General features: G+C 68.5%; 24 protein-coding genes. 20 read left to right on the top strand and 4 right to left on the bottom strand.

The window, feature by feature from the left end; genetic code table 11:
- Nucleotides 1-264 precede the first annotated feature (264 nt).
- The 4 genes from GQ57_RS15910 to iaaH all read left to right on the top strand — a co-directional run bounded on the left by GQ57_RS15910 (nt 265) and on the right by iaaH (nt 4771).
- Entirely contained in the window at nt 265-1023 is a 759-nt protein-coding gene (locus GQ57_RS15910; protein ID WP_034198365.1) for a dimethylarginine dimethylaminohydrolase family protein, read from the top strand.
- Between the two features lie 98 nt (nt 1024-1121).
- On the top strand, nt 1122-1586 hold the full coding sequence (locus GQ57_RS15905; RefSeq protein ID WP_034198354.1) for an Lrp/AsnC family transcriptional regulator: 465 nt from the start codon (nt 1122-1124) through the stop codon (nt 1584-1586).
- 112 nt (nt 1587-1698) lie between these two features.
- Nucleotides 1699-3225 carry an amino acid permease gene (locus GQ57_RS15900; RefSeq protein ID WP_034198353.1) on the top strand — a complete coding sequence of 509 codons (1527 nt, stop codon included), beginning with the start codon at nt 1699-1701 and terminating at the stop codon, nt 3223-3225.
- Between the two features lie 124 nt (nt 3226-3349).
- The gene (gene iaaH, locus GQ57_RS15895; RefSeq protein ID WP_034198352.1) at nt 3350-4771 is read left to right on the top strand and encodes an indoleacetamide hydrolase; all 1422 of its coding nucleotides are present in this window, start codon (nt 3350-3352) and stop codon (nt 4769-4771) included.
- A gap of 10 nt (nt 4772-4781) precedes the next feature.
- On the opposite strand, the gene GQ57_RS15890 is transcribed toward iaaH, so the two are convergent.
- Nucleotides 4782-5687, bottom strand: coding sequence for a LysR family transcriptional regulator (locus GQ57_RS15890; protein WP_034198351.1), 906 nt, complete (start codon nt 5685-5687; stop codon nt 4782-4784).
- Between the two features lie 143 nt (nt 5688-5830).
- Between GQ57_RS15890 and GQ57_RS15885 the strand changes: the two genes are divergently transcribed.
- From GQ57_RS15885 to GQ57_RS15865, 5 genes are all read left to right on the top strand, one after another.
- Complete coding sequence (locus GQ57_RS15885) at nt 5831-7213, top strand: MFS transporter (RefSeq protein ID WP_034198350.1); 1383 nt, start codon at nt 5831-5833, stop codon at nt 7211-7213.
- Between the two features lie 8 nt (nt 7214-7221).
- Nucleotides 7222-7620, top strand: coding sequence for a hypothetical protein (locus tag GQ57_RS15880; RefSeq protein ID WP_031402317.1), 399 nt, complete (start codon nt 7222-7224; stop codon nt 7618-7620).
- 156 nt (nt 7621-7776) lie between these two features.
- The gene (locus GQ57_RS15875; RefSeq protein WP_034198349.1) at nt 7777-9123 is read left to right on the top strand and encodes an aromatic ring-hydroxylating dioxygenase subunit alpha; all 1347 of its coding nucleotides are present in this window, start codon (nt 7777-7779) and stop codon (nt 9121-9123) included.
- Nucleotides 9101-9583 (top strand): aromatic-ring-hydroxylating dioxygenase subunit beta, encoded by a 483-nt coding sequence (locus tag GQ57_RS15870; protein WP_031402315.1) that lies wholly within the window; start codon nt 9101-9103, stop codon nt 9581-9583. The genes GQ57_RS15875 and GQ57_RS15870 overlap by 23 nt, the downstream gene beginning before the upstream one ends.
- 43 nt (nt 9584-9626) lie before the next feature.
- A complete protein-coding gene (locus GQ57_RS15865) occupies nt 9627-11324 on the top strand; it encodes a flavin monoamine oxidase family protein (protein WP_034198348.1) in 1698 nt (565 codons plus the stop codon).
- A gap of 24 nt (nt 11325-11348) precedes the next feature.
- Here GQ57_RS15865 and GQ57_RS15860 read toward each other — a convergent pair whose 3' ends face one another.
- Both GQ57_RS15860 and GQ57_RS15855 read right to left on the bottom strand, forming a co-directional pair.
- Nucleotides 11349-12074, bottom strand: a complete 726-nt coding sequence (locus GQ57_RS15860; protein ID WP_034198347.1) for a glutathione S-transferase — start codon at nt 12072-12074, stop codon at nt 11349-11351.
- A 108-nt stretch (nt 12075-12182) separates the two neighbouring features.
- Nucleotides 12183-12506: a cupin domain-containing protein gene (locus tag GQ57_RS15855; protein WP_031402312.1), complete on the bottom strand. Its 324-nt coding sequence runs from the start codon at nt 12504-12506 to the stop codon at nt 12183-12185.
- 398 nt (nt 12507-12904) lie between these two features.
- Here GQ57_RS15855 and GQ57_RS15850 point away from each other — a divergent pair, with 398 nt between their 5' ends.
- The 8 genes from GQ57_RS15850 to asd all read left to right on the top strand — a co-directional run bounded on the left by GQ57_RS15850 (nt 12905) and on the right by asd (nt 19543).
- Nucleotides 12905-13726 carry a hypothetical protein gene (locus tag GQ57_RS15850; RefSeq protein ID WP_031402311.1) on the top strand — a complete coding sequence of 274 codons (822 nt, stop codon included), beginning with the start codon at nt 12905-12907 and terminating at the stop codon, nt 13724-13726.
- Nucleotides 13727-13758: 32 nt separating this feature from the next.
- Nucleotides 13759-14505: a hypothetical protein gene (locus tag GQ57_RS15845; protein ID WP_034198346.1), complete on the top strand. Its 747-nt coding sequence runs from the start codon at nt 13759-13761 to the stop codon at nt 14503-14505.
- A 197-nt stretch (nt 14506-14702) separates the two neighbouring features.
- Nucleotides 14703-16112 carry a 3-isopropylmalate dehydratase large subunit gene (leuC, locus tag GQ57_RS15840; protein WP_031402307.1) on the top strand — a complete coding sequence of 470 codons (1410 nt, stop codon included), beginning with the start codon at nt 14703-14705 and terminating at the stop codon, nt 16110-16112.
- Nucleotides 16113-16115: 3 nt separating this feature from the next.
- Nucleotides 16116-16262: an entericidin A/B family lipoprotein gene (locus GQ57_RS15835; RefSeq protein WP_011548098.1), complete on the top strand. Its 147-nt coding sequence runs from the start codon at nt 16116-16118 to the stop codon at nt 16260-16262.
- A gap of 65 nt (nt 16263-16327) precedes the next feature.
- Nucleotides 16328-16978, top strand: a complete 651-nt coding sequence (leuD, locus tag GQ57_RS15830; protein WP_031402306.1) for a 3-isopropylmalate dehydratase small subunit — start codon at nt 16328-16330, stop codon at nt 16976-16978.
- 76 nt (nt 16979-17054) lie between these two features.
- Entirely contained in the window at nt 17055-18122 is a 1068-nt protein-coding gene (gene leuB, locus GQ57_RS15825; RefSeq protein WP_031402305.1) for a 3-isopropylmalate dehydrogenase, read from the top strand.
- 98 nt (nt 18123-18220) lie between these two features.
- A complete protein-coding gene (locus GQ57_RS15820; RefSeq protein ID WP_034198345.1) occupies nt 18221-18340 on the top strand; it encodes a hypothetical protein in 120 nt (39 codons plus the stop codon).
- Between the two features lie 81 nt (nt 18341-18421).
- Nucleotides 18422-19543, top strand: coding sequence for an aspartate-semialdehyde dehydrogenase (gene asd / locus GQ57_RS15815; RefSeq protein ID WP_034198344.1), 1122 nt, complete (start codon nt 18422-18424; stop codon nt 19541-19543).
- A gap of 98 nt (nt 19544-19641) precedes the next feature.
- On the opposite strand, the gene flgE is transcribed toward asd, so the two are convergent.
- Nucleotides 19642-20886: a flagellar hook protein FlgE gene (gene flgE / locus GQ57_RS15810; RefSeq protein WP_031402303.1), complete on the bottom strand. Its 1245-nt coding sequence runs from the start codon at nt 20884-20886 to the stop codon at nt 19642-19644.
- A gap of 747 nt (nt 20887-21633) precedes the next feature.
- On the opposite strand from flgE, the gene GQ57_RS15805 reads away from it, so the two are divergent.
- From GQ57_RS15805 to GQ57_RS15795, 3 genes are read left to right on the top strand one after another with little or no spacing between them, the layout of a single operon-like run.
- Entirely contained in the window at nt 21634-24075 is a 2442-nt protein-coding gene (locus tag GQ57_RS15805; RefSeq protein WP_034198343.1) for a FimV/HubP family polar landmark protein, read from the top strand.
- Complete coding sequence (gene truA / locus GQ57_RS15800) at nt 24075-24887, top strand: tRNA pseudouridine(38-40) synthase TruA (protein WP_031402301.1); 813 nt, start codon at nt 24075-24077, stop codon at nt 24885-24887. Before GQ57_RS15805 ends, truA begins: the two co-directional genes overlap by 1 nt.
- Complete coding sequence (locus GQ57_RS15795; protein ID WP_034198342.1) at nt 24884-25582, top strand: phosphoribosylanthranilate isomerase; 699 nt, start codon at nt 24884-24886, stop codon at nt 25580-25582. Before truA ends, GQ57_RS15795 begins: the two co-directional genes overlap by 4 nt.
- Nucleotides 25583-25594: the final 12 nt, after the last annotated feature.

Raw genomic sequence — 25594 nt, 5'->3', positions numbered from 1 at the left:
CCACGATCTCACGGCGCTCGGCCGTTCGCAGATGGGGTTCGGGCCCGGCGCGTGACGGGCGCGCAGCGCCAGCCGGCAGCCGTTCGCGATGCGGTGGACGGCCGCCTGCCGAATCCGCTGCCCGCCGCGCGCAATTCGACGCAATCGGCTGTCGGCGGAGCCGAATTCGACGCGAATTGCGCAAATTGGCTTCCGATAATGGTCTCGACACAACGCAGCCGCCCCGTGAGCCCCACGGGTGCGGCGCTGACCATGGAGGAGTCGATGCAATTCACGCAAGCGATCGTTCGCCGTCCCGCGCCGTCCTGCGGCGCGGGCCTGACCACCGCCGCGCTCGGCGCGCCCGATTACGACAGGACGCTGACGCAGTTCCACGCCTATTGCGACGCATTGCGCACGCTCGGCGTCACGCTGACCGAACTGCCGCCGCTGGATGCGTTTCCCGATTCGCATTTCGTCGAGGACGTCGCGGTCGTGACGCCGGAATTCGCGGTGATCACGCGCCCCGGTGCGCCAGCGCGGCGCGGCGAGACGGTACACATCGAAGCGGCGCTCGCCGCGCATCGCGACCTGCTGCCGATGCAGGCCGGCCGTCTCGACGGCGGCGACGTGATGCTGGTCGGCAAGCGCTTCTACATCGGCCTGACGGGCCGCACCGACGCCGAAGGGATCGCCGACTTCGACTCGCTGGTGTCGCGCCACGGCTATTCGGTGGTCGCGGTGCCGGTCGGCGCCGGCCTGCATCTGAAGTCGGTCGTCAACGCGCTCGGCGACGACACGCTGCTCGTGACCGAAGCGCTGGCCGGGCATCCGGCGTTCGCCGGCTATCGCCGGATCGCGATCCCGGCCGTCGACGAATACGCGGGCAACACGCTGCGCGTGAACGGCACGCTGATCACGCCGGCCGGCTATCCGCGCGTGCACGACGCGATCGCGGCGCTCGGGCTGCCACTGCACGTGATCGACACGAGCGAGTTCCGCAAGATGGACGGCGGCCTGACCTGCCTGTCGCTGCGGTTCTAGCCGATTGGCGCGCGACCGCTTCGGCCGGATAATGTGGCCCCGGCGCGGAACCGAAGACGTTCCGCGCATCAGCTACTACCCGACCGGAGCGAACGCGGATGAGCGACAAGAAGATGCAGTTCGACAAGATCGATCTCCGGATCCTCGACATCCTGCGTACCGACGGGCGGATTTCCTACCGGAAGCTGTCGGAGCTTGTGAACCTCACACCGCGGCCTTGCCAGGCGCGCGTGGAGCGGCTGGAGGCGCTCGGCGTGATCGAAGGCTACCGCGCGGTGATCAAGGCGCCGCGCGCGACCAAGCCGATCGTCGTGATCGCGCAGATCGTGCTGGCCGATCACGGGCGTTCGCAGGCGCCGTTCGAGGAGGAAATGCGGGCGAATCCGGCCGTGCTCGACTGCTGGCTCGTCAGCGGCACGTTCGATTTCCTGGTGCGGCTCGCGTGCGAGGATCTCGACGAGTACCGGCGGATCGCGAACGTATGGCTCGAAAGCCCGCGGTTCCGCATCGAGAAGATCGTGACGACGGCCGAGCTGCAGGCGATCAAGCGCAGCATCGTCTGACGCGCCGGGCGCTCGCGCCCGCGCAGGCCGGGCTGCAGTGCGAATGACCGGCCCGTTCGATTTGCATTCCGAATCAAATCGACCGGGTCGCAATCCTGTCAGGGTGAACACTATGGATGCTTTGCAAGCGGCAGCAGAGACGGCCGCGCCGTCCGGGACGACGCTGAAGCGCCGGCTGCAGGGCCGCCACATCGCGATGATCGCGATCGGCGGCTCGATCGGCACGGGGCTGTTCGTCGCGTCGGGCGCGTCGGTCGCGCAGGCGGGGCCGGGCGGCGCGATCGCCGCGTATCTCGCGATCGGGATGATGGTCTACTTCGTCGTCACGGGGCTCGGCGAGATGGCGGCGCTGATGCCGGTGTCGGGCTCGTTCGCGGTGTACGGCGACAAGTACGTCGACGAGGGCTTCGGTGTCGCGCTCGGCTGGACCTACTGGTACAGCTGGGCCGTGACGATCGCGATCGAGCTGGTCGCCGCGCAGATCGTGATGCGCTACTGGTTTCCCGCGGTGCCGGGCGTGTGGTGGGGCGCGGGCTTTCTCGTGCTGATCTTCCTGCTGAATACGCTGTCGGTGCGCGGCTTCGGCGAATCGGAATACTGGTTCTCGCTGATCAAGGTCGTCACCGTCGTCGCGTTCATCGCGGCCGGGCTGCTGATCGCGGCGGGCCTGATCGGGAGCGGGCATCCGGTCGGCTGGCGCAACTTCACGACGGGCGACGCGCCGTTCGTCGGCGGGGTCCAGGCGATGATGAGCGTCGCGCTGATCGCGGGCTTCTCGTTTCTCGGCACCGAGCTGGTCGGGATCACGGCCGGCGAATCGGAGCATCCGCGCACGACCATCCCGCGCGCGGTGAAGCAGATCTTCTGGCGGATCATGCTGTTCTACGTGTTCGCGATTTTCGTGATCGGCCTGCTGGTGCCGTACACCGACCCGAACCTGCTGAAGAGCGACGTGACCGATATCGGCGTGAGCCCGTTCACGCTGGTGTTCAGCCACGCGGGATTCCCGCTCGCGGCGGGCGCGATGAACCTCGTGATCCTGACGGCCGTGCTGTCGGCCGGCAACTCCGGCACCTATGCGGCGACGCGGATGCTGCACACCCTCGCGTCGGAAGGGCGCGCACCGGCGCTGTTCGCGACGCTGTCGCCGGGCGGCGTGCCGCGCAACGCGCTGTATGCGACGATGGCCGTCGGCGGCCTGTGCTTCCTCACATCGCTGACCAACAACCAGAGCATCTACCTGTGGCTGCTGAATACGGTCGGCATCACGGGCTTCATCGCGTGGCTCGGCATCGCGGTCTGCCATTACCGGTTTCGCAAGGGCTTCCTGAAGCAGGGCTACCGGCTCGACCAGTTGCCGTATCGCGCGAAGTGGTTCCCGTTCGGGCCGCTGTTCGCGATCGCGATCTGCATCGTGATCTCGCTCGGGCAGGACTACCAGGCGTTTTTCGCGGCGCGCATCGACTGGATGGAAGTGCTGTCGATCTACATATGGATTCCGCTGTTCGTCGCGATCTGGTGGACGTACCGCCGCGCACGCAAGAGCCGGCTCGTGCGTTACGAGGAGATGGAGATCGGGCCGTGGCTGGCGCGCTCGGCCGACGCGGCGGGTGAGGACGGACGGTCGCGCGGCGCGTGACGCGCGGGCCGGCCGCGTGACGGCCGCCCGCCCGCCGCGATACCATCGCGGTTCGCGCGGCGTGTCGCCCAGGGCTTGCGGCACGCCGCGTCATTCCAGAACGATTTCGCGTCCAGCACACAACATGACAACACAGCCGAACCGCGTTTCCTCCCCGTTACCTGTCTCCGGCGCCAGCGTGCGCGACATCGCCGATGCCGTGCGCGCGGCCGGACGGCGTGCCGTCGATGTGGCCGACGAAGCGCTCGCGCGTCTCGCGGCGATTGCGCCGCTCAATGCGATGGTGCACGTCGACGCCGATCTCGCGCGCCGCACGGCCGAGCGCATCGATGCGCGGGTCGCGCAAGGCGACGCGCTGCCGCTTGCCGGCGTGCCGTTCGTGATCAAGGACAACCTCGATACCGTCGGGATGCCGACGCTCGGCGCGAGCCCGGCGGTCGACGGCTATCGCGCGGCGGAGGATGCGCTGACGGTACGACGCCTGCTCGAAGCCGGCGCGGTGCCGCTCGGCAAGGCGAACATGCACGAGCTTGCGTTCGGCATTACGAGCGGCAACCGGCATTTCGGCGCGGTCGGCAATCCGCACGATCCGCGGCGTATCGCCGGCGGGTCGAGCGGCGGGACGGCGGCGGCGGTCGCGGCGGGGATCCCGTTCGGTCTCGGCACCGACACGGGCGGCTCGGTGCGCATCCCGGCGGCATTCTGCGGTGTGTACGGGCTGCGGCCGTCCGCACAGCGCTATTCGCCGCACGGCGTGCTGTCGCTGTCGCCCACGCGCGATACGGTCGGGCCGATCGCCGGGGGCGTCGACGATCTGCTGCTGCTCGACGCCGTGCTGACGCGCGACCACGGCACGGCGGTCGCGCCCGAATGGCCGGCGTTGCGTATCGGCGTGCCCGGTGCGCCTTACTTCGATGCGCTCGACCCGGGCGTCGCGGTGAGCATCGAACGCGCGCTCGCGTCGTTCGCGGCCGCGGGCGCGACGCTCGTGCCGCTGCCGGCGATGCCGCTGCACGAGGCGGACGAGGCGTGCGGCTTCCCGATCGCCGCGTTCGAGGCGCACGCGTACTGGCGCCGTTTCGCGGCAGAGCGGCTCGGCATCCCGTTCGAGACGTTCGTCGAGCGGATCGCGAGCGACGACGTGCGCGACATCTTCCGGTCGTTCGCGCAGACGCCGGTCGGCGCCGGCGCCTATGCGGAAGCGATCGGGTGCCGCCAGCGCCTCGTGCACTGGTACGACGACGCGTTCGGCAGGCCGGTCGACTGCATCGCGATGCCGACGGTGCCGGGCGAGCCGCCGTCGCTCGACGACACGGCCGCGATGACGCCCGAGCAGGGCGGCGCGCTGTTCGCGCGGATCATGCGCCAGACCTCGCCGGCGACCCTCGCCGGCGTGCCGTCCGTGTCGATCCCGGCCGGGCATTCCGCGCAGACGGGCTTGCCGGTCGGACTCATGCTGGAAGGGCCGTGGGGCAGCGACCGCCGCCTGCTGGCGATCGCCGGCCGCCTCGACGCGCGGCTGCGGGACCGCGCGGCGCACGCCTGAGCCGCCGCGTTCAGGCCAGGTAGGCCTTCATGAAGTCGACCCACGCGCGCACCTTCTGCGGCACGTGCGGGGTCGACGGGTAGAGCGCGTACACGGCCTGCGGCGGAAACCGGTAGTCGGGGAGCGCGTCGACCAGCGCACCGCTCGCGAGGTCGTCGCGCACCAGCCATTCGGGCAGCAGTGCAACGCCGCTGCCTTGCCGCGCGAGCACGCGCAGCACCGACGCGTTGTCGACGACGACGCGCGGCTTGGCGCCGGGCTGGAACGCGTGCGGATTGCCGTCGTGATCCGAGAGCGTCCAGGTGGCGATCCGTTCGAGCCGCGTATGGCCGAGATGCGGCAGGCGCGCCAGCATCTCGGGCGAATCGATGCGCGACAGGCCGGCGGCGGCGAGCAGCGAGGGCGCGATCACGGGCCGCACTTCATAGGTCGCGAGGCAGGCGCCGCGATACGGCAGGTCCTGGAACTGCTCGAGGCGCCCGAGCCGGATGGCGACGTCGACGCGCTCGCGCACCAGGTCGACCTGCGACGCATGGGTTTCGAGCCGCACGCGCAGCGCCGGATGGCGGTGCATGAACACGTGCAGCGCCGGCGCGACGACCATCGTCCCGTACTCGACGGTGGACGTCACGCGCAGCACGCCATGCATTCCGCCATGCTCGCTGCGGGCATCGTCGATCGCGCTCTCCGCCTCCTCCAGCACGCGCAGGCAGCGCGCATAGAAGCGCTCGCCCGCGTCGGTCAGCTCGACCCGCCGCGTCGTGCGCGTGAGCAGCGTGACGCCGAGCTCGGTTTCCAGCTGCTTGATGTTGAAGCTGACCGCGGCCCGGGCCTGGTTCAACTGGGCGGCGGCGGCGGTAAAGGAACCCGCCTCCACGACGGCGCGGAAGACGGCGAAACGATCGAGACTCACCATGGCGGGGCGGCGGCTTGGCGGAAAACCGACATGTTGCCCTGATTGTCAAAATTTTTCGACCAGTGTGGACGGTTGGGCGGTCTTATCGACGCGCGCGGCGAACCTTACACTGCGGCGTTTCGTTTGCATTTCGCCGCTCCGACATGACCGATCGCTCGAAAATCGCCGCCGTTTACCTGCTCGGGTTCGCGATCGATCTCGCCAACATGTTCGTCATCAACGCCGCCTATCCGACGATCCAGCGCGAACTGCACGCGTCGGTCGCGCAACTGGCGTGGATCGGCAACATGTACGTGCTCGGGCTGACCGTCGTGATTCCGCTCGGCACGTGGCTGGCGCGGCGTTTCGGCGAGCGCCGGCTGCTGGTCGCGTCGCTGCTGCTGTTCGCGCTCGGCAGCGTCGGCGTCGGCCTGTCGGCGTCGATCGGCGTGCTGCTGGCGTGCCGGCTGGTCCAGGGGCTCGGCGGCGGGCTGCTGATCCCGGTCGGGCAGACGATGGCGTATCGCGCGTATCCGCCGGAGGCGCGCGCGCACCTCACGTCGATCGTGATGATGGTGGCGCTGCTCGTACCCGCGTTGTCGCCGGCGCTCGGCGGCGCGATCGTCGACCGTGCGTCGTGGCGCGCGATCTTCTTCGGCATGCTGCCGCTGGCCGCCGCGACCTGCGTGCTCGCGTTCGCGTGGCTGCCGCCCGACCGGGCGAGCGAACGGCCGCCGGCGCTCGATGCGCGCGGCCTCGCACTGAGCGCCGCGGCCCTGGTGGCGCTGCTGCTCGGCCTGACGTTCGCGGGCCAGCCGGGGGCGGGGCGCCTGGCGATCGCGCCGCTCGCGATCGCGCTCGCCGCCGGCGGCGCCTACGTCGTGCATGCGCGCCGCGCGGCGGCGCCGCTGCTCGACCTGCGGCTGGTCGCGCAGCCGCTGCTGCGGATCGGCCTGATCGTGTATCTGTGCGTGCCGGGCGTGTTCACCGGCGTGAACCTGGTTGCGGCGCTGTATCTGCAGAATGCGCTCGGGCTGAGCGCGACGCATACCGGCGCGCTGATGGTGCCGTGGGCGATCGCGTCGTTCGTCGCGATCGCGACGACGCGGCGCTGCTTTCCGAGGTGGGGCGCGAAACCGCTGTTCGTCGCGGGGATCGCGATCGACGCGATCGGCATCGTGCTGCTCGCGACGCCGCTGGCGGACGTCGAGGCCGGGCGCGTGCTCGCCTTCGTCGCGATGGGGCTCGGCGCCAGCATGTGCACCAGCACCTCGCAGAGCGCCGCGTTTCTGGATGTGCCCGCCGCGCGGATGGCCGACGCGAGCGCCCTCTGGAACATCAACCGGCAGTTGAGCTTCTGCCTGGGCGTCGCGGTGCTGGGCAGCGCGCTGAATTTCCTGCTGTCGATGCACGGCGACGATGCGCGCCTGGCGTACCGGCAGTGCTTCGGCCTGGCCGCGCTGCTGACGCTGCTGCCGCTGCCGTTCGTCGCGCGTCTCGCCCTGCACCGTGCGCCTGCCGGGCGACCGCTTTCCCAACGTTCATGAGTGTCGAGATGGAATCGTCAAACCCGTTTTTCCAGGAAGTGGTCGACGCGCATGTCGCCATCGAGCAATGGCTGTCGGGCCGCGCCGCCCGCAACGGGCTCGCATCGTTGCTCGCGCGTTTCTCGCGGCATTTCTCGATGATTTCGCTGCAGGGCCATGCGCTGGACTTCGCGGACGTCGACGTCCTGTTCTCGCGCGGCTTTGGCGTACGCCCCGGGCTGCGCATCGCGATCGACGAGTTGCACGAAGTGAGCGCGTGGCAGGACGGCGCGACGATCGCCTATCGCGAGACGCAGGTCGACGGCGAGGGGCGGCGCACCGTGCGCCGTTCGACCGTCGTGTTCGAACGCGACGGGGGCGGTCGCATCGGCTGGCTGCGCCTGCACGAAACACCGGTGACGGGCTGACCGTCGCCGCCGCGCCTGCCGCCCCGTGCCCGGCGGCCGGCGCATGCTGCCCGAGCGGTACCTACGACTAGAAACCTGAGAGATGACCATAAAAACAATCGAATCGGCGCGCCGCGACGGCGCACGGCGGCAGCGTGCCGGCGGCCGGAGGCACGCATGACCGCGCACGCGTTCACCGACGCCGTGGCGGCGCTCGTGCGCGATGCCGAGGTCCACAAGGATCTCTACCTGTCGCCGCGTATTTTCGAACTGGAGATGCGTCATCTGTTCGCGAATACGTGGGTGTACGTCGGCCACGTCAGCCAGATTCCGGAAACGGGCGACTACGTGACCACGACGATCGGCGCCGAGCCGGTCGTGATGGTGCGACACGTCGACGGCTCGGTGCGCGTGCTGCACAACCGGTGTTCGCACAAGGGCACGCAGCTCGTGACCGACGCGTGCGGCAACACCGGCACGTTCTTCCGCTGCCCGTACCACGCATGGTCGTACCGGACCGACGGCAGCCTCCATGCGATCCCGCTGCGGCGCGGCTACGAGGACACCGGCTTCGAATCGTGCGAGGCGGGCAAGGGCATGCAGGCGGTCGGCGCGGTCCACGATCATCGCGGCTTCGTGTTCTGCCGGCTGAATGCGGAGGGGATCGGCTTCCACGACTATTTCGGCGATGCGCTGTCGTCGCTCGACAACCTGGTCGACCGTTCGCCGGAAGGGCGCGTCGAGGTCGCGGGAGGCGTGTTCCGGTACGTGCATGCGTGCAACTGGAAGATGCTGGTCGAGAACCAGACGGACACCTGCCATCCGATGGTCGCGCATGAGTCGTCGGCCGGCACCGCCGTGCGCGTATGGGAGCGCGACGGTGCGGCCGGCGCGAAGCCGATGGCGGTCGAGCTGCTGGAACCGTTCATCCAGCCGCACGCGTTCTTCGAGCGGATGGGGCTGCGCGTGTGGCCCAACGGGCACGGCCATACCGGCACGGCGGATTCGATCCACGCGCGCTACACGCCGATTCCGGGGTATCACGAGAAGATGGTGGCGTCCTACGGCGAAGCGCGCGCGGCGCGCATCCTCGGCGAGGTGCGCCACAACACGGTGCTGTTTCCGAACGCGATGGTGAAGGGGCCGATCCAGATCCTGCGCGTGTTCAAGCCGCTCGCGGCCGACCGCACGCTGGTCGAGTCGTGGTCGTTCCGCCTGGTCGGCGCGCCCGATTCGCTGTTCGAGCGCACGCTTGCGTACAACCGGCTGATCAACGCGCCGACGTCGATCGTCGCGCACGACGATCTCGAGATGTACGAACGCGCGCAGCGCGGCCTGGCGACCCGGTCGCGCGACTGGGTGCACGTGGGGCGCCTGTTCGATCCGCAGGAGGCCGCGCAGCCGACGTCGGAGACGAACGGCACCAGCGAGCTGCAGATCCGCAACCAGTTCCGCGCGTGGCTGCGCTACATCGCACCCGTATCGACGAAGGGGGGCGCCGATGCGCACGATCACGCCCGATGAGCTCGTCGCGTTCGTCTATCGCGAGGCGCGCCTGCTCGACGAGCGTCGCTACGACGACTGGCTTGCGCTGTACGCGGACGATGCACGCTACTGGATGCCGCTGTCGCCGGACCAGCCCGATACGGGGCTGCACGGCGCGCTGATGGACGAGGACCGGCTGCTGCTGCGCATCCGCATCGAGCGCCTGGGCGGTCGCCGCACATTCTCGCAGCAGCCGGCGAGCCGCGGCCATCATCTGCTCCAGCAGCCGCACGTCGAGCGTGCCGACCACGAGCGTGGCGTGTACGTGTTGCGCACGACGTTCCACTACCTCGAAACGCGGTACGACGAGCAGACGCTGTTCGCCGGCTGGTACACGCACGAACTCTCGGTGCACGACGACGCGTTGCGCATCCGCGTGAAGCGGATCGATCTCGTCAATGCCGACGCGCCGCTCGGCAGCATCCATCTGCCGATGTGAGCGCAGGCTCGCGCATCCGGCTTCCACCCTTGAACACGATTCCATGAACGCCCCCGAACGCCTGCCGCATACGCTCCCGTACATCGACACGCTGTACGACTACGGCGCTTTCCTGTCCTGCACCGGCGGCCATCTCGGCACGCTGCCGGCCGAAGGCGCGCGCGGCGCACGGATCGCGATCGTCGGTGCTGGCGTCAGCGGCCTCGTCGCGGCGTGCGAACTGCTGCGCGCGGGGGCGACGCAGGTCGTCGTGTTCGAGGCGAACCCCGCGCGTGTCGGCGGCCGCCTGCTGACCCAGTCGATCAATCCCGACCATCCGCATCTGCTCGCCGAAATGGGCGCGATGCGTTTTCCGCCGTCGCAGGCCGCGCTTTACCACTATCTCGACCGGTTCGGCGTCGACAGCACCTCGGCGTTTCCCGACCCGGGCATCGTCGACACCGAGATCCACTACCAGGGCCATGCGTATCGCTGGCCGGCGGGCGATGCGCCGCCCGAGCTGTTCGACCGCGTCGACCGCGGCTGGCGCGCGTTCATTCGCGACGGCGTGCGGCTGGACGACGGCACGCAGTTGCCCGCGCCGGCCGAGCTGACGGCACGGCTGCGCGCGCATCGCTACGACGAGGCGCAGCAGGGCTGGCAGCAGTACATCGACCGCTTCGGCGACGAGTCGTTCTATTCGGCGATCGTGAAGATCTTCACGGGGACGGCGCCGCCCGGCGGCATCCGCTGGCGCAAGAGCGAGGACCTGCGCCTGTTCGGCACGCTCGGCATCGGCTCGGGCGGCTTCCAGCCCGTCTATCGCGCCTCGTTCCTCGAAATCCTGCGGATCGTCGTCAACGAGCTCGAGGTCGACCAGCGGCTGATCCCGGCCGGCATCTTCGCGCTCGCGCAGGGCCTGCTCGACGATGGCGCCGACGGCGCGCACGTGCGCGACTGCATCGTTCACGCGGCCGTGCGCGGCGTGACGAAGCAGCCCGACGGCAGGTTCGCGCTCGCGCTCGACGACGGATCGACGCAAACGTTCGACCGCGTGATCGTCGCGACGACGACGCGCGCGATGCAGGTCGGCATGGGCATCACGGGCATCGCGAACCTGTTCGCCCCGGACGTGGTCCGCGCGATCAACGAGACGCACCTGGTCAGCTCGTCGAAGCTGTTCGTACTGACTCGCGACAAGTTCTGGCTCAAGCACGGGCTGCCGCACAACATCCAGACCGACACGCTGGCGCGCGGCATCTACTGCCTCGACTATGCGCCGGACGATCCCGACGCGCACGGCGTCGTGCTGATCAGCTACACGTGGGAGGACGACTCGCACAAGATCCTGTCGCTGACCGACAAGATCGAGCGGTTCAAGCGGCTCGCCGCCGAGATCGGGGTCGTGTCGCCCGCGTTCGCCGCGCACCTGCGCCCGCTCGACGACGACTACGCGCGCAACGTCACGAGCCACGACTGGCTGTCGGACCGCTACGCGCTGGGTGCGTTCAAGCTGAACTATCCGGGCGAGGACATCCATTCGCAGGCGCTGTTCTATCAGTTCCAGACGGCGGGCGAACCGTCGACGGACCGCGGGATCTACCTGGCCGGCTGCTGCTGTTCGTTTACCGGCGGCTGGATCGAGGGCGCGGTGCAGACCGCGATCAACGCGGCCAGCGCGGTGATCCGCAGCCTCGGCGGCACGCTGGCCGACGGCAATCCGCTCGACGCGATGCGCAACCGCTATCGCTACGGGGATTGAAGCGGCGATCGATGCGGCCGGCTGCTACCGGTCGAGTTCGGGATAGTGCCGGAAGATGCCCATGTCGTTGAACGGAATGCGGCGTTCCGACGCGAGATAGCGCGCGACGGGCGGATGTTGCGCGACGCGGTCGTGCAGCGCGACGAGCGCCGGGACTTTCCGTTCCGCGCGCTTCATCGCTTTCGGAAACGCATAGCGCAGGCCCTCGATCAGCTGGAATATCGACAGGTCCGCATGGCTGAGCGCACGGCCCGCGATGTAGCCGCTGCGGTGCGGATTCCGTTCGAGCACGCGCGCGAAGTAGCCGAGGAATTTCGGCAGCCGGTTCGCCAGGAAATCGGCCGCGCGTTCGGCCGCTTCCGCCTTCTGGTCCTCGTAGTACAGGCCGCTCGCGATCGGATGATGCGTGTCGTGGATCTCGGTGACGAAATCGGCGACGGTCAACTGGAGCTGATGCACCCAGAGCCGGCCGGCTTCGTCGTCGGGCGCGAGCCCGAGCCGCGGGCCGAGAAACAGCAGGATGTTCGCCGTTTGCCCGATCACGAGATCGCCGGCCTTCAGGAACGGCGGCGCGAACGGCACGCAGTGCGCTTGCGTGCTGTCCATCATGCGCATCATCGCCGGCACGCCCATGCCGCGCCCTGATTCACGCGCGACGTCGACGTAGTCGGCTTCGGCCGCTTCCAGCGCGAGCCGGACATACTCGCCGCGGCCCTGAATGTCGGGCCAGTAATAGAGTGCATATCGCATGCGTTGCTCCTGTTCGTTGAACCGGATGCTGCCGGGATCGAGTCGACCATGCCGCCATGCGCCGCTCGCTGCGAACACGCCGGCGGCGCGGGCGCGGCACGGCGCGCGTCAGGCGTCGCGCTCGCCGCCGTCGGGGCCGTAAAAGAACACCCATGTCGAGAAGTCGTCGGAGAACCCGACGAAACGATGCTCGGCGCGTGCGGGAACGAACAGCACGTCGCCGGCCGCGACGCCGCATTCGCGTCCGTCGACGACGAAGCGCGACGTGCCGGTCGCGATCACGTAGATCTCGTCGCGCGCATGCGGCGCCTGCCGGTCCTCGCCGCGCGGCCGGTACAGCTCGACGTCGAGCGTGCCGTGGCGGAACAGTGTCGTGAACAGCGCGCCTTCCTGGTCGAGGCGTGCGAGCGATGCGTTCAGGCCGAGCTTCATCGTGGCGGGCTCCGGGTCCGGACCGTTGGAACGTTGGAACGTGGGCAGGCGGATGGCGCCATCGTAGCGCGAAATCCGGAACGCGATGCCTGCGACGCGACGATGCGCGCGCGTCGCATGGCCCGCCACCGATGAAACGGCGAAGGCACGCTCTCGCCGCCGGTGAAACGCGCGTGCCCACGGGTGAAACGGCGTGACGCCCGCGCGCATTCGACCGGCGGGTTCACCGCAATTTAATAAACGCCCACTACGATCGCGCCTCATCAATCGACGGATGCGCCGCGATCCGTGCCATGCGCCGACCCGGCCGCCCGTCGTCCGATTGCCATTCCCGTGAACCCGCGATGAGCAGCGCCGCCATGTACGGTCGGCGTCGATCGCATCATTTCGTCATTCTCATGAGTCTGATTCCGTCGGCATCTTCACGCAGAAAATTCCTTGCCGCCGCGCCGGCCGTTGCCGCTGCGCCGTTGTTGAGCGCATGCGGCGGCGACGATATCGCGTCGGCGCCGATCGCCGACGGCGCGCTCGCCGCGCAGATGGCCGCGAAGCTGACCGCACAGCTCGGCGACGCGGCGACGGCCGGCGCGATCGTGCCGGCGATGACCGATGTCGGCTTCACGTGGGACCTGCCGACCGTGCCGGCCGCGCAGATCGGCGCGATCGTCGCGTACAGCTTCGGCAATCGCCCGAACGCGGCGAGCGGCAACACGTCGAGCACGGGCGGCAACCAGTCCGCGCTGCCCGATCCGGGGCCCGTCAACGAAGCGCTCGCGGACGCCGTGTACCGCATTCGCCAGTTGAAGCCGGTCAAGGTCTACGCGCAATGGGAAATCGCGCGTTTTCTCGTGTCGAAATACGGGATGGGCGCCGACGTGCTGTCGTCGGTCGAACCGGTGATCGCGAGCGACGGCTCGATCGTGTACCTGAGCACCGCCGGCGTCGCGGCCGTGGCCGTGTCGCGCGCGGGAGGCGCCGCCGCGATGGGCGCCGTCGCGGTGGTCGGCCATCGCGATCACGCGAAACGATGCATCCAGACGTCGCAGCAGGCAGGCATGAAGGCGGCGGCCGTCGCCGAGGTGTCGCTGCCGACGACGTACGACCCGCAATCGGGCCAGCCGTGGACGCGCAACCGCAGCCTCTACCTCGTGCACGACATGTATGCGCAGATGCTGGCGCGCGCGATGACCGCGACGATGCAGGCGTTCCCGAAGGGCTGACGCCTTCCGCTTCCCATTCGAATTTCATGACCATGACGAACCGTCGCCATTTCCTGGCATCCACTTCCGTCTTCGCCGTGTCGTGCACGGCCGTCACGCCCGGTTTCGCGAGCGACGCACCGGCCTCCGATGCCGAGCTGCGGCGCCAGATGCTCGGCAAGCTGACGAACGAACTGAACGACGGCGCGACCGCCGCCGCCGAAACCGGCTACCTGCTCGACACGTTTTTCGCGTGGACGCCGCCCACCGTCGCCGCGGCCGCCATCCGCACGATTGCCGCGTTCGGCTTCGGCAGTCGCGCGGGCGCGTCCGTCCCGGGCCCCGTGAACGAGGCGATTGCCGACGCCGTGTACCGGCTCCGGCAGACGGTCGCGGCGCCGATCTTCGCCCAGCAGGAAGTGGCGAGCGTGCTCGCGTCGAAGTACGGGCTGACGTCCGGCGTGACCTCCGTTGCGACGCCGGCCGTGGCCGCCGGCAGCCCGATACCGACTCCCGACGGCGTCGCCGCCGCGATCGTCAGGCAGGCCGGCTCGGCCGCGGCGCTCGGTGCGGTCGGCGTCGTCACGCATCCGGACCAGGCGTCGCTCGCGGTGCGCGTGTCGATTGCGGCGGGGATGCAGGCCGCGGTGCCGGCCGGTCTCGCGCTGCCGGCGCTGTACGACACGTCCGCGCAGATGCCGGCCATGCGGCGGCGCGACCTCTACCTGCTGAGCAATGCGGGCGTGCAGCTCGGGATGCTGCGGCTCGACCTGATCAATCGCGAATATCCGGACGGTTGACGCCGCGGGCGTCGGTGCGCGCGATTCGTGCAGCGCGCGCGCCGATTGCCGGGTAATGCCGATACAGGTATTGACACTACCAGCCAAACCACTGTTTTTAATGGGTTTTTTCGCGTCCGGCCTGCGCCGAGACGCGTTCTGCGTGGCATAATCGACCGCATCCGCAAGGCTTGTAGTCACAACGACCCCGCATACCCATGGCACAGACTCTCTACGACAAACTGTGGAACACCCACGTGGTCCACACCGAGGAAGACGGCACGACCCTGCTTTACATCGACCGTCAGCTGCTGCATGAAGTCACGAGCCCGCAGGCGTTCGAAGGGCTGAAGATGGCGCAGCGTCCGGTGTGGCGCATCAGCGCGAACCTGGCCGTGTCGGACCACAACGTGCCGACCACCGATCGCACCCACGGCATCGCCGATCCCGTCTCGAAGCTGCAGGTCGACACGCTCGACGCGAACTGCGACGCGTTCGGCATCACGCAGTTCAAGATGAACGACGTGCGCCAGGGCATCGTCCACATCATCGGGCCGGAGCAGGGCGCGACGCTGCCGGGCATGACGATCGTGTGCGGCGATTCGCATACGTCGACGCACGGCGCGTTCGGCGCGCTCGCGCACGGCATCGGCACGTCGGAAGTCGAGCACGTGCTCGCGACGCAGACGCTGCTGCAGAAAAAGAGCAAGAACATGCTCGTGAAGGTCGAGGGCGCATTGCCGCGCGGCTGCACCGCGAAGGACATCGTGCTCGCGATCATCGGCAGGATCGGCACGGCCGGCGGCACGGGCTACGCGATCGAATTCGGCGGCTCGACGATCCGCGCGCTGACGATGGAAGGCCGCATGACCGTCTGCAACATGGCGATCGAGGCCGGCGCGCGCGCGGGCATGGTCGCCGTCGACGATACGACGATCGATTACCTGAAGGGCCGTCCGTTCGTGCCGACCGGCGCGGAATGGGATCAGGCCGTCGAATACTGGCGCCAGTTCAAATCGGACGAAGGCGCGCAGTTCGACCGCGTGGTCGAGCTGAACGCGGCCGAGATCGTCCCGCAGGTCACGTGGGGCACGTCGCCGGAAATGGTCACGTCGATCGACGGTCGCGTGCCCGACCCCGAGCGCGAGAAGGATCCGGTCAAGCGCGACGCGATGGAGCGCGCGCTGGCCTACATGGCGCTCGAGCCGAACACGCCGATCGAGTCGATCAAGGTCGACAAGATCTTCATCGGCTCGTGCACGAATGCGCGGATCGAGGACATCCGCGCGGCCGCGTACGTCGTGCGGAAGCTGAATCGCCGCGTCGCGTCGAACGTGCGGCTCGCGATGGTCGTGCCGGGCTCGGGCCTCGTGAAGGCGCAGGCCGAGCGCGAAGGGCTCGACAAGGTGTTCACGGACGCCGGTTTCGAATGGCGCGAGCCGGGCTGCTCGATGTGTCTCGCGATGAACGCCGACCGGCTCGATCCGGGCGAGCGCTGCGCGTCGACGTCGAACCGCAACTTCGAAGGGCGGCAGGGCGCGGGCGGTCGCACGCACCTCGTGAGCCCCGCGATGGCGGCGGCGGCGGCCATCGAAGGCCACTTCGTCGACATTCGCCAGCTGGGGTAACGCGTGACGGCATCGAAGGTCATCGCGCGGCTGGTTGCCGCGCTGGCGCTGGCGGGGCTGGGTTTCGGCCTCGCGGGATGCAATACCGTCCGAGGCTTCGGGGAGGACGTCAACGCCGCCGGCAGCGCCCTGAAGCGCGCCGCGGAGTGACCTCCACCGAGAATTTGTCGATGTGCGCCGGCGGAACGCCGGCCCTTCAACCGGATTGACGGATCATGGAAAAATTTACAGTGCATACCGGCGTCGTGGCGCCGCTCGATCGCGAGAACGTCGACACCGACGCGATCATCCCGAAGCAGTTCCTGAAGTCGATCAAGCGCACGGGCTTCGGTCCGAACGCGTTCGACGAATGGCGTTACCTCGATCACGGCGAGCCGGGCCAGGACAACTCGAAGCGGCCGCTGAATCCCGATTTCGTGCTGAACCAGCCGCGCTACCAGGGCGCGTCGGTGCTGATCGCGCGCAAGAACTTCGGCTGCGGCAGCTCGCGCGAGCACGCGCCGTGGGCGCTGCAGCAGTACGGCTTCCGCGCGATCATCGCGCCGAGCTTCGCGGACATCTTCTTCAACAACTGCTTCAAGAACGGCCTGCTGCCGATCGTATTGACCGAACAGCAGGTCGATCACCTGTTCAACGACACGTACGCGTTCAACGGCTACCAGCTCACGGTCGATCTCGACGCGCAGGTGGTGCGGACGGGCGACGGCCGCGAGTATCCGTTCGAGGTCACCGCGTTCCGCAAGTACTGCCTGCTGAACGGCTTCGACGACATCGGCCTCACGCTGCGCCACGCGGACAAGATCCGCCAGTTCGAGGCGGAACGCCTCGTGAAGCAGCCGTGGCTCAACCACAAGCTGGTCGGCTGATCGCGCCTTTCGGGCGGGCGCGCCTGCGGCGCGTTCGCCGGCCTGCCTCCATAACCTACCCAGTCAGGAAAAACGCATGAAGATTGCAGTGCTGCCCGGCGACGGCATCGGTCCGGAAATCGTCAACGAAGCGTTGAAGGTGCTGAACGCACTCGACGAGAAGTTCGAACTCGAACAGGCGCCGGTCGGCGGCGCCGGCTACGCGGCGAGCGGCCATCCGCTGCCGGACGCGACGCTTGCGCTCGCCCGTGAGGCCGACGCGATCCTGTTCGGCGCCGTCGGCGACTGGAAATACGACTCGCTCGAGCGCGCGCTGCGCCCCGAGCAGGCAATCCTCGGGCTGCGCAAGCATCTCGAGCTGTTCGCGAACTTCCGCCCGGCGCTGTGCTATCCGCAGCTCGTCGATGCATCGCCGCTGAAGCCGGAACTCGTGTCGGGCCTCGACATCCTGATCGTGCGCGAACTGAACGGCGACGTGTACTTCGGCCAGCCGCGCGGCGTGCGCGCGGCGCCGGACGGTCCGTTCGCCGGCGAACGCGAAGGCTTCGACACGATGCGCTACTCGGAACCGGAAGTGCGCCGCATCGCGCACGTCGCGTTCCAGGCCGCCCGCAAGCGCGCGAAGAAGCTGCTGTCGGTCGACAAGGCGAACGTGCTCGAGACCTCGCAGTTCTGGCGCGACGTGATGATCGACGTGTCGAAGGAATACGCGGACGTCGAGCTGTCGCACATGTACGTCGACAACGCGGCGATGCAGCTCGCGAAGGCGCCGAAGCAGTTCGACGTGATCGTCACCGGCAACATGTTCGGCGACATCCTGTCGGACGAGGCGTCGATGCTGACGGGCTCGATCGGCATGCTGCCGTCGGCGTCGCTCGACAAGAACAACAAGGGCCTGTACGAGCCGTCGCACGGTTCCGCGCCGGACATCGCGGGCAAGGGCATCGCGAACCCGCTCGCGACAATCCTGTCGGCCGCGATGATGCTGCGCTACTCGCTGAATCGCGCGGAGCAGGCCGATCGCATCGAGCGCGCGGTGAAAACGGTGCTCGAACAGGGCTACCGGACGGGCGATATCGCGACGCCGGGCGGCAAGCAGGTCGGCACGGTGGCGATGGGCGACGCGGTGGTCGCGGCGCTGTAACGCAATCATGTAGAAAGGGCGCGAACGGGCCGTAAAATCGGCCGGTTCGCGTGCGGTTGGCCGTTGTGCGGGCAACCGGCTTTGTGTAGACTCGAACGATGGCGCTGATTTCCCTGATCTCCCCGGTCTTGAAACTCCACGGCAATACTGCCCGTGCGGGTGCGCGCGCCATCGTCATCACGAAAACCATTACCACGAAAACGGTCATTAAACGCTGATCGTCCGTCGTGCCCGCCTTTTTCCCCGCGCGGTCACACCGGGGACGGAAATGGCGGGGAAGCTCCATCAAAGGGTAAGTCATGAACGTAGGTCTCGTAGGTTGGCGCGGCATGGTCGGCAGCGTCCTGATGCAGCGCATGCAGGAAGAAGGCGATTTCGACCTGATCGAACCGGTGTTTTTCAGCACCAGCAACACGGGCGGCAAAGCGCCGTCGTTCGCGAAAAACGAGACCACGCTCAAGGATGCGACCGACGTCGACGAGCTGAAGAAGTGCGACGTGATCATCACGTGCCAGGGCGGCGACTACACGAACGACGTGTTCCCGAAGCTGCGCGCGGCCGGCTGGAACGGCTACTGGATCGATGCGGCGTCGTCGCTGCGGATGAAGGACGACGCGGTGATCATCCTCGATCCGGTCAACCTCGACGTGATCAAGGACGCGCTCGTCAAGGGCACGAAGAACTTCATCGGCGGCAACTGCACGGTCAGCCTGATGCTGATGGCACTCGGCGGCCTGTTCCGCGAGAACCTCGTCGACTGGATGACGGCGATGACCTACCAGGCCGCATCGGGCGCGGGCGCGCAGAACATGCGCGAACTGCTGGCGCAGATGGGCACGCTGAACGGCGCGGTGAAGGAGCAACTCGCCGATCCGGCTTCCGCGATCCTCGACATCGACCGCCGCGTGCTGGCCGCGATGAACAGCGACGCGATGCCGACCAGCAACTTCGGCGTGCCGCTCGCCGGCTCGCTGATCCCGTGGATCGACAAGGATCTCGGCAACGGGATGTCGAAGGAAGAGTGGAAGGGCGGTGCGGAAACCAACAAGATCCTCGGCAAGCCGGCCATGGGCGAGCCGGGTTCGATCCCGGTCGACGGCCTGTGCGTGCGGATCGGCGCAATGCGCTGCCATTCGCAGGCGCTGACGATCAAGCTGAATAAGGACGTGCCGCTCGACGAGATCAACGGCATCCTCGCATCGGCGAACGACTGGGTGAAGGTCGTGCCGAACGAGCGTGAAGCGTCGATGCGCGACCTGTCGCCGGCGAACGTGACGGGCACGCTGACGGTGCCGGTCGGCCGCCTGCGCAAGCTCGCGATGGGCGGCGAATACCTGTCGGCGTTCACGGTCGGCGATCAGCTGTTGTGGGGCGCGGCCGAGCCGCTGCGCCGCATGCTGCGTATCCTGCTCGACAAGTAAGCCCGCCTGTCCGGCCCGCGGGCCGGATTGCACCGCACAGCGCGCCGCGCCGGCCTCGATGATGTCGAGGCCGGCGCGGCGCGTTTTTCATGCGCGGGTCAGCGCATGTTCAGCAGCGTCTGGTCGACGGTCTGCTGGGTCTTGATCGTCTGCGCATTCGCCTGGTAATTGCGCTGCGCGGTGATCAGGTTCACGAGTTCGGTCGTCAGGTTGACGTTCGAGTTTTCCAGCGCGCTGCCTTGCAGCGTGCCGTGGTTCGTGCTGCCCGGCGCGGAGATCTGCGGCACGCCCGACGCGGCGGTTTCCGTGTACTGGTTGCCGCCGATGTTGACGAGGCCGTTCGGGTTGTTGAAGTTCGCGAGCGCGATCAGGCCGAGCGGTGCGCTTTTCCCGTTCGAGTAGTTGCCGGTCAGCTTGCCGTCGGCGCCGATCGTGAAGGTCGTCAGCGTGCCGCTCGCGAAACCGTCCTGCGCGAGGTTGGTCACGCCGCTCTTGCTGCCGTACTGCGTCGTGCCGCTCAGGTCGAGCGTCAGGTTCTGCGGATTGGCGCCGCCCGTCGTGTTGGGAATCGAGAACGCGAACTGGCCGACGCTCGCCGTCGGCTGGCCGGTCGCGGCGGACGTCGACGACACAAGCCGGCCCGACGTGTCGAACGTGACGGTGCCGAGATTGGTCGGCGTCTGGCCCTGCACGCCGGCGTAGGCCTGCCAGGTGCCGGCCGTCGACTTCACGAAGTACATGTTGACCTGCTGCGCGCCGCCGAGCGAGTCGTACACCTGGATCGACGAGTTGTAGTTGTAGGTCGCGTTGTCGGTCGGGTTGAGCGGCGTCTTGGTCGGCAGCTTGTCCTGCGAGTTCAGGTTGAACTGGCCGGTGATCTTGGTCGAGGCCGACGGCGCGATGTTGTTGGTCGGCGCCTGCAGCGGCACGGTTGCCGCGGTATTGATCGTGCCGCTCGCGTCGGCCGCGTAACCCATCAGGTTGCGGCCCTGCGAGTCGACGATCGCGCCGTTCTTGTCGCGATGGAACGTGCCGTCGCGCGAATACGTGATCGAGCCGTTGTTCGACATCTGGAAGAAGCCGTTGCCGTTGATCGCGACGTCCAGCGACGAGTTGGTCGTGTTGATCGTGCCCTGGCCGAACTGCTGCTGCACCGATGCGAGTTGCGTGCCAATGCCGATCTGCGTGTTGACCGACGTCGCGACCGAGTTCGCGTACATGTCGGAAAAGTTCGCGCGACCTTGCTTGAAGCCGGTCGTGTTCGCGTTCGCGATGTTGTTGCCGATCACGTCGAGATTGTTCGACGCGCCGGCCAACCCGCTCAAGCCTTGCTGATAGCCCATGTTCGATCCCCGTAACGAGCTGGTGAGTGAACGCAGTCGTGCGACTGCGCGATGCCTCCCTGGCACCCGCCGGCGTCTGCCCGGCCGCCGCGCTCCCGCCTGTCCGGCGGGTGCGAGCACGGTGGTCGAGCTGCACCGATTCTTGTTTGAAGCCGATCGTAACGACAGCGATTATTCGATCTGTGTAATTTTGTGTAATGTAATTGAATTTATAAAGAAATGATTACTTTTGTATGAGAAATGGATCGGCCTGACAGGCTGAAATCCTTGTGGGGCGGGGCTTTGGGGGCGAAGCGGAGCAATTCGACGATAAGAGAGGGGAATTGCCTTCTTATCGATCAATTGAAATTGATTTGAACGGGATTGGCGGGGTGACGGGTTTCTTATGATTGTCTTCCGTTAATTCATTAACGGCAGGCGGCGTGAATTGTTGAGCGAATACGCGCGGATCTGCCGGGTGATCGGGGTGGCGCATCGGTCGATCGAGCGGGCTGGTCGCAGGGCGCCTGCCAGGGCGACAGCGCGGCCCGGGCGCCGGGTGCGCCGCCGCCCGGATGCGGCGGGTTGCACCTGCGGGCGACGAATTCGGCCCGAACCCGATCGCGTGAAGTAAACTATGCGGCTACGACGCACAGACCCGCCTAAAGCGTCGCGTTCCACGCGACGCTTTTGCATTTCTGCGGCAACCTTATTGACGCTTCCAACCGCGAATCCAGACCGCGCCCGCGCGCGGCGATAGAGCCAACGATGTCCCGAATTTCCTTGTTTCCGCGTCAGTCCCGTCTGTCACGCGCCGTGTGTGGTGCGCTGACGATCCTGGCGCTCGGCGCAACCGCATCGACCTGGGCGGCCGGCGCCGGCGAGCAGCCGGCGTCCGCCGCGGGCGGCGCCGCGCCGCTTACCGTGACGGTCCAGCCGGGCCAGTCGCTGAACGACATCGCGAAAGCGGTCACGCAATCGCACGATCCGGTCGTGCTTGCACGCGCCGGCCGCGCGCTGTTCGACGCCAATCCGCAGGCGTTCATGAAGCGCGACGCGAGTCGCCTGAGGGTCGGCGCGACGCTGGCCGTGCCCGCGCTCGACGCGACGGGCGCGGCGCTCGTGCCGGTGGCGGCGTCCGGCGCGTCGGGTACGGCGGCCGCCGCCGCACCCGCTGCCGCGTCGGGCGGTGCGGCGAGCGCGCAGCATGGCGCATCCGCCGCACACCCGGGGTCGGCCGTGCAAGCCGCGCCGGTGGCGCCGGCCGCGCATGCGGCGCCGGTGAGCGGGGCGAGCGTTGCACAGGTCGCCGGTGCGATGGCGCCGGTCGGCGCGTCGGCCGCGCATGGCGCGTCGGTTGTCGAAAGCGGGCAGCCGGCGGCGTCCGTCGGCGGGGCAAGCGGTCCGCACGTGTGGAGCGGCGCGATCCAGTCGGGGCCGTCGTCCGCGAGCGAGGCCGCGATCGCGCCCGCGGCGGGCAGCCCGGTCCCGGGCGCACACGAACCGGCGACCGCGGCCCCCGTCGCGGGTGCGTCGCAGCCGCGGCCTTCGAGCCTGCAGCAACTGCTGGCGCTGAAGAACCGCGTGCTGATGGAGTTGCAGGCGCACGGCATCGGCAAGCCGGCCGCGAAGAACGACGTCGCGCCGACGCCCGTCGCGCCGCGTCCGGCCGGGAGCGACGCGGGTGCGTCCGCCGTCGCGCCGACGCCGGGCGAAGCCGCATCCGGCGTGGCGGCCAGCGCGGTGCAGCCGGCGCCGGCGCCCGCGCAGACGGTCGCGCCTGCACGCAGTGCCGGGCAGATGGACTGGCGTCCGGTCGCGGTCGCCGGCGCGGCCGTGATCGCGCTTGCGGCCGGTTTTGCATGGCGCAGGCGCCGGAATGGCCGGCGCACGGACGATACGGGTACGACGGCCGCCGCAGGGGCGGCGGGCGGTGACGCGGCGGCTGAAACCGAGGCGGCGCCGTCCGTCGAGCAGGATCTGCCGATCCGGCCCGAAATGCCGGTCGCACGCGACGCGGCTTCCGACATGAACCTTGCTGCGGCGACTGCCGCGGCGGCGGAGACGGTCGAGACGCACGATGCGGATACGGCGCGGACGCCGGAAGTGACGAAGCCGCATGACGCGCAGCCGGAATTGCCGCCCGTTCACGCCGCAGCGTCGCGCGCGATGGGGGCGGCTCCGGTGCAGCTCGAAGCCGAGTCGACCGAGGAAGCGGCAACCGGAAAGCCGGGTGATACGCAGGCAGGGATGTCGATCGAAACGCCGGTCGAGGCGCGGGCTGAAGCTCAGGCTGAAGCCGTGGCCAAAGCTTCGGGCGAGACGTCGACCAAGGCGCCGATCGAAGCCCTGACCGAGACCCCGACTGAGATCCCGGTCGAGACGTCGACCAAGATCTCGACCGAAGCCTCGACCGAAGCCTCGACCGAAGCCTCGACCGAAGCCTCGACCGACACCCCGGCCGACACCCCGGCTGACACCTTGGCCAAGGCGCCGACCGAGACTCTGGCCGAGACTCCGACTGAAACCTCGGCCGATATCTCGACCACGATCCCGGCCGAAGCCTCGACCGAGCCCCTGACTGCGGCACCGGCCGCAGCACCAGCCGCACCAGCCGCACCGGCCGCAACCGAAGCGCAGCACGCGGCGTTGATGCAGAACGCGATCAGCGCGCTTAGCAGCCTCGACATGCCGTTGCCGCCGCGCACGGCGGATGAGCCGTTGTCGGCGGCGGGCGAGCCGGTCGCGCAGGCCGCACAGTCGGGCGCGGATAAATTCGCAACTAACGGTCAAGTCGCCTCGCACCCGCCGATGGGCGCGCCGGACCTGGCCCCGGAACATCCGGCCGGCCAGGGCGACGAGTTCGACTGGGACCCGGACCTGGATCTGGACGCGGCGCCTCCCGCCGGCCGCGCCGGCGGCCCGTTTGCGACGTCGTCGCTGCCGCCGCTCGGCGGCGCGCAGTTCGGCGCATTGAAGCTCGATTTCGATCTCGACCTGCCGGCCGCGCCGGGCGCCGAGCTGCCCGCGCTGACGCCGGGCGAGCTGGCCCGCATCGCGCGCAACAAGCTCGATCTCGCGTCCGAGTATGTCGAGCTGGGCGACCTGTCCGGCGCGCGGACGCTGCTGCAGGAAGTGGTCGACGCGAACGACGCCGCGACGCGCGACCCTGCGCGCGCGCTGCTCGCGAAACTGGCGGAAGAGGCGTGATGCGGATCGCGCTGGGCGTCCAGTACGACGGCGCCGCGTTCTGCGGCTGGCAGGCGCAGCCGCACGGCAAGACCGTGCAGGACAGGCTCGAGCGTGCGCTGGCCGAGTTCGCGCGGGTGCCGCTGCACACGACGGTCGCCGGCCGGACCGATACGGGCGTGCACGGGCTCGGGCAGGTCGTGCACTTCGACACCGGGCTCGAACGCGAGGTATTCTCGTGGGTGCGCGGCACCAACGCGTTCCTGCCGCCGACCGTGTCGGTGCAGTGGGCGAAGCCGATGCCGGACACGTTCCATGCGCGCTTCTCGGCGTTCGAGCGCACCTATTACTACGCGCTGTACGTGCATCCCGTGCGTTCGCCGATGCTGGCCGGACGCGCGGGCTGGATCCACACGCCGCTCGACGACGACGCGATGCGCGCCGCCGCCGCGCACCTGATCGGCGAGCACGACTTCTCGTCGTTCCGGTCGTCGGAATGCCAGTCGAAGACGCCGGTCAAGCACCTGTACCAGATCGACGTGCGGCGCGCGGGGCATTTCATCCATTTCCGCTTCCGCGCGAACGCGTTCCTGCACCACATGGTGCGCAACCTGATGGGCTGCCTCGTCGCGGTCGGGCGCGGCCGCTACCCGGCCGACTGGCTGGCCGACGTGCTGGCCGGGCGCGACCGCAACCTCGCGGCGCCCACGTTCATGGCCGACGGGCTGTATCTCGCCCATGTCGGCTACCCGGCGGAATTCGCCGTCCCGCCCGCGCAGCTCGGCAGCGTGCCGTGGAGCAGCGTCTGGGCCGATCTGGACCCTCAATCATGACGGATCACGCCGTGTCTTCCCCGACTTCCGCCGCCGGCCTGTCGCCGCGCACGCGCGTCAAGCTGTGCGGGCTGTCGCGTCCCGAGGACGTGCTGCACGCGGCGGCGCTCGGCGCCGATGCGATCGGCCTGGTGTTCTACCCGAAAAGCCCGCGCGCGGTGACGATCGCGCAGGCGGCCGAGCTGGCAAGCCTGGCCCCGCCGTTCGTGTCGGTGGTCGGGCTGTTCGTGAATGCGTCCGAAGCCGAGATCGAGGCCGTCGCGCGGGAGGTGCCGCTCACGCTGCTGCAGTTCCACGGCGACGAGACGCCCGAACAGTGCGAGTCGCTCGGTCGCGCGGCGCGTCTGCCGTGGCTGCGCGCGCTGCGCGTCGGCCCCTCGACGCAATCGGCCGATTTGGTAGAATCGGGTCTTCATTATTCGAAAGCGCGCGGCCTCCTGTTCGACACCCTGGTGCCGGACTACGGCGGTAGCGGCAAGGTCTTCGATTGGTCTCTTATTCCCGCAGAGCTCGCGCATCGGGCCGTTTTGAGTGGTGGCTTGAGCGCGCAAAACGTCGGTGATGCGATCCGCCAGTTGCGCCCGTTTGCTGTCGATGTCTCGAGTGGCATCGAAGTGGAGGGCGCGAAGGGCGTGAAGGATCACGCCCGGATGGCGGCGTTCGTACGCGCGGTGCGCGAGGCGGACGCCGGGTGATGCAAGCCGGTG

The organism is Burkholderia sp. MSh2, assembly GCF_000731655.1.
In the GTDB taxonomy this organism is placed as follows: domain Bacteria; phylum Pseudomonadota; class Gammaproteobacteria; order Burkholderiales; family Burkholderiaceae; genus Burkholderia; species Burkholderia paludis.
The sequence above is the reverse complement of the archived record's forward strand: the minus strand, read 5'-3'. Positions and strand labels throughout refer to the sequence as shown.

Bases quoted from the DNA above. Each gene is read 5' to 3' on its own strand.
- GQ57_RS15910 (WP_034198365.1), top strand. From the start codon at position 265: ATGCAATTCACGCAAGCGATCGTTCGCCGTCCCGCGCCGTCCTGCGGC.
- GQ57_RS15880 (WP_031402317.1), top strand. From the start codon at position 7,222: ATGGAATCGTCAAACCCGTTTTTCCAGGAAGTGGTCGACGCGCATGTC.
- leuD (WP_031402306.1), top strand. From the start codon at position 16,328: ATGGAAAAATTTACAGTGCATACCGGCGTCGTGGCGCCGCTCGATCGC.
- GQ57_RS15890 (WP_034198351.1), bottom strand. From the start codon at position 5,687: ATGGTGAGTCTCGATCGTTTCGCCGTCTTCCGCGCCGTCGTGGAGGCG.
- GQ57_RS15905 (WP_034198354.1), top strand. From the start codon at position 1,122: ATGAGCGACAAGAAGATGCAGTTCGACAAGATCGATCTCCGGATCCTC.
- GQ57_RS15845 (WP_034198346.1), top strand. From the start codon at position 13,759: ATGACGAACCGTCGCCATTTCCTGGCATCCACTTCCGTCTTCGCCGTG.
- leuB (WP_031402305.1), top strand. From the start codon at position 17,055: ATGAAGATTGCAGTGCTGCCCGGCGACGGCATCGGTCCGGAAATCGTC.
- GQ57_RS15855 (WP_031402312.1), bottom strand. From the start codon at position 12,506: ATGAAGCTCGGCCTGAACGCATCGCTCGCACGCCTCGACCAGGAAGGC.
- GQ57_RS15885 (WP_034198350.1), top strand. From the start codon at position 5,831: ATGACCGATCGCTCGAAAATCGCCGCCGTTTACCTGCTCGGGTTCGCG.
- leuC (WP_031402307.1), top strand. From the start codon at position 14,703: ATGGCACAGACTCTCTACGACAAACTGTGGAACACCCACGTGGTCCAC.
- GQ57_RS15865 (WP_034198348.1), top strand. From the start codon at position 9,627: ATGAACGCCCCCGAACGCCTGCCGCATACGCTCCCGTACATCGACACG.
- iaaH (WP_034198352.1), top strand. From the start codon at position 3,350: ATGACAACACAGCCGAACCGCGTTTCCTCCCCGTTACCTGTCTCCGGC.
- GQ57_RS15900 (WP_034198353.1), top strand. From the start codon at position 1,699: ATGGATGCTTTGCAAGCGGCAGCAGAGACGGCCGCGCCGTCCGGGACG.
- GQ57_RS15875 (WP_034198349.1), top strand. From the start codon at position 7,777: ATGACCGCGCACGCGTTCACCGACGCCGTGGCGGCGCTCGTGCGCGAT.
- flgE (WP_031402303.1), bottom strand. From the start codon at position 20,886: ATGGGCTATCAGCAAGGCTTGAGCGGGTTGGCCGGCGCGTCGAACAAT.
- asd (WP_034198344.1), top strand. From the start codon at position 18,422: ATGAACGTAGGTCTCGTAGGTTGGCGCGGCATGGTCGGCAGCGTCCTG.
- GQ57_RS15850 (WP_031402311.1), top strand. From the start codon at position 12,905: ATGAGTCTGATTCCGTCGGCATCTTCACGCAGAAAATTCCTTGCCGCC.
- GQ57_RS15795 (WP_034198342.1), top strand. From the start codon at position 24,884: ATGACGGATCACGCCGTGTCTTCCCCGACTTCCGCCGCCGGCCTGTCG.
- truA (WP_031402301.1), top strand. From the start codon at position 24,075: ATGCGGATCGCGCTGGGCGTCCAGTACGACGGCGCCGCGTTCTGCGGC.
- GQ57_RS15805 (WP_034198343.1), top strand. From the start codon at position 21,634: ATGTCCCGAATTTCCTTGTTTCCGCGTCAGTCCCGTCTGTCACGCGCC.
- GQ57_RS15860 (WP_034198347.1), bottom strand. From the start codon at position 12,074: ATGCGATATGCACTCTATTACTGGCCCGACATTCAGGGCCGCGGCGAG.
- GQ57_RS15820 (WP_034198345.1), top strand. From the start codon at position 18,221: ATGGCGCTGATTTCCCTGATCTCCCCGGTCTTGAAACTCCACGGCAAT.
- GQ57_RS15870 (WP_031402315.1), top strand. From the start codon at position 9,101: ATGCGCACGATCACGCCCGATGAGCTCGTCGCGTTCGTCTATCGCGAG.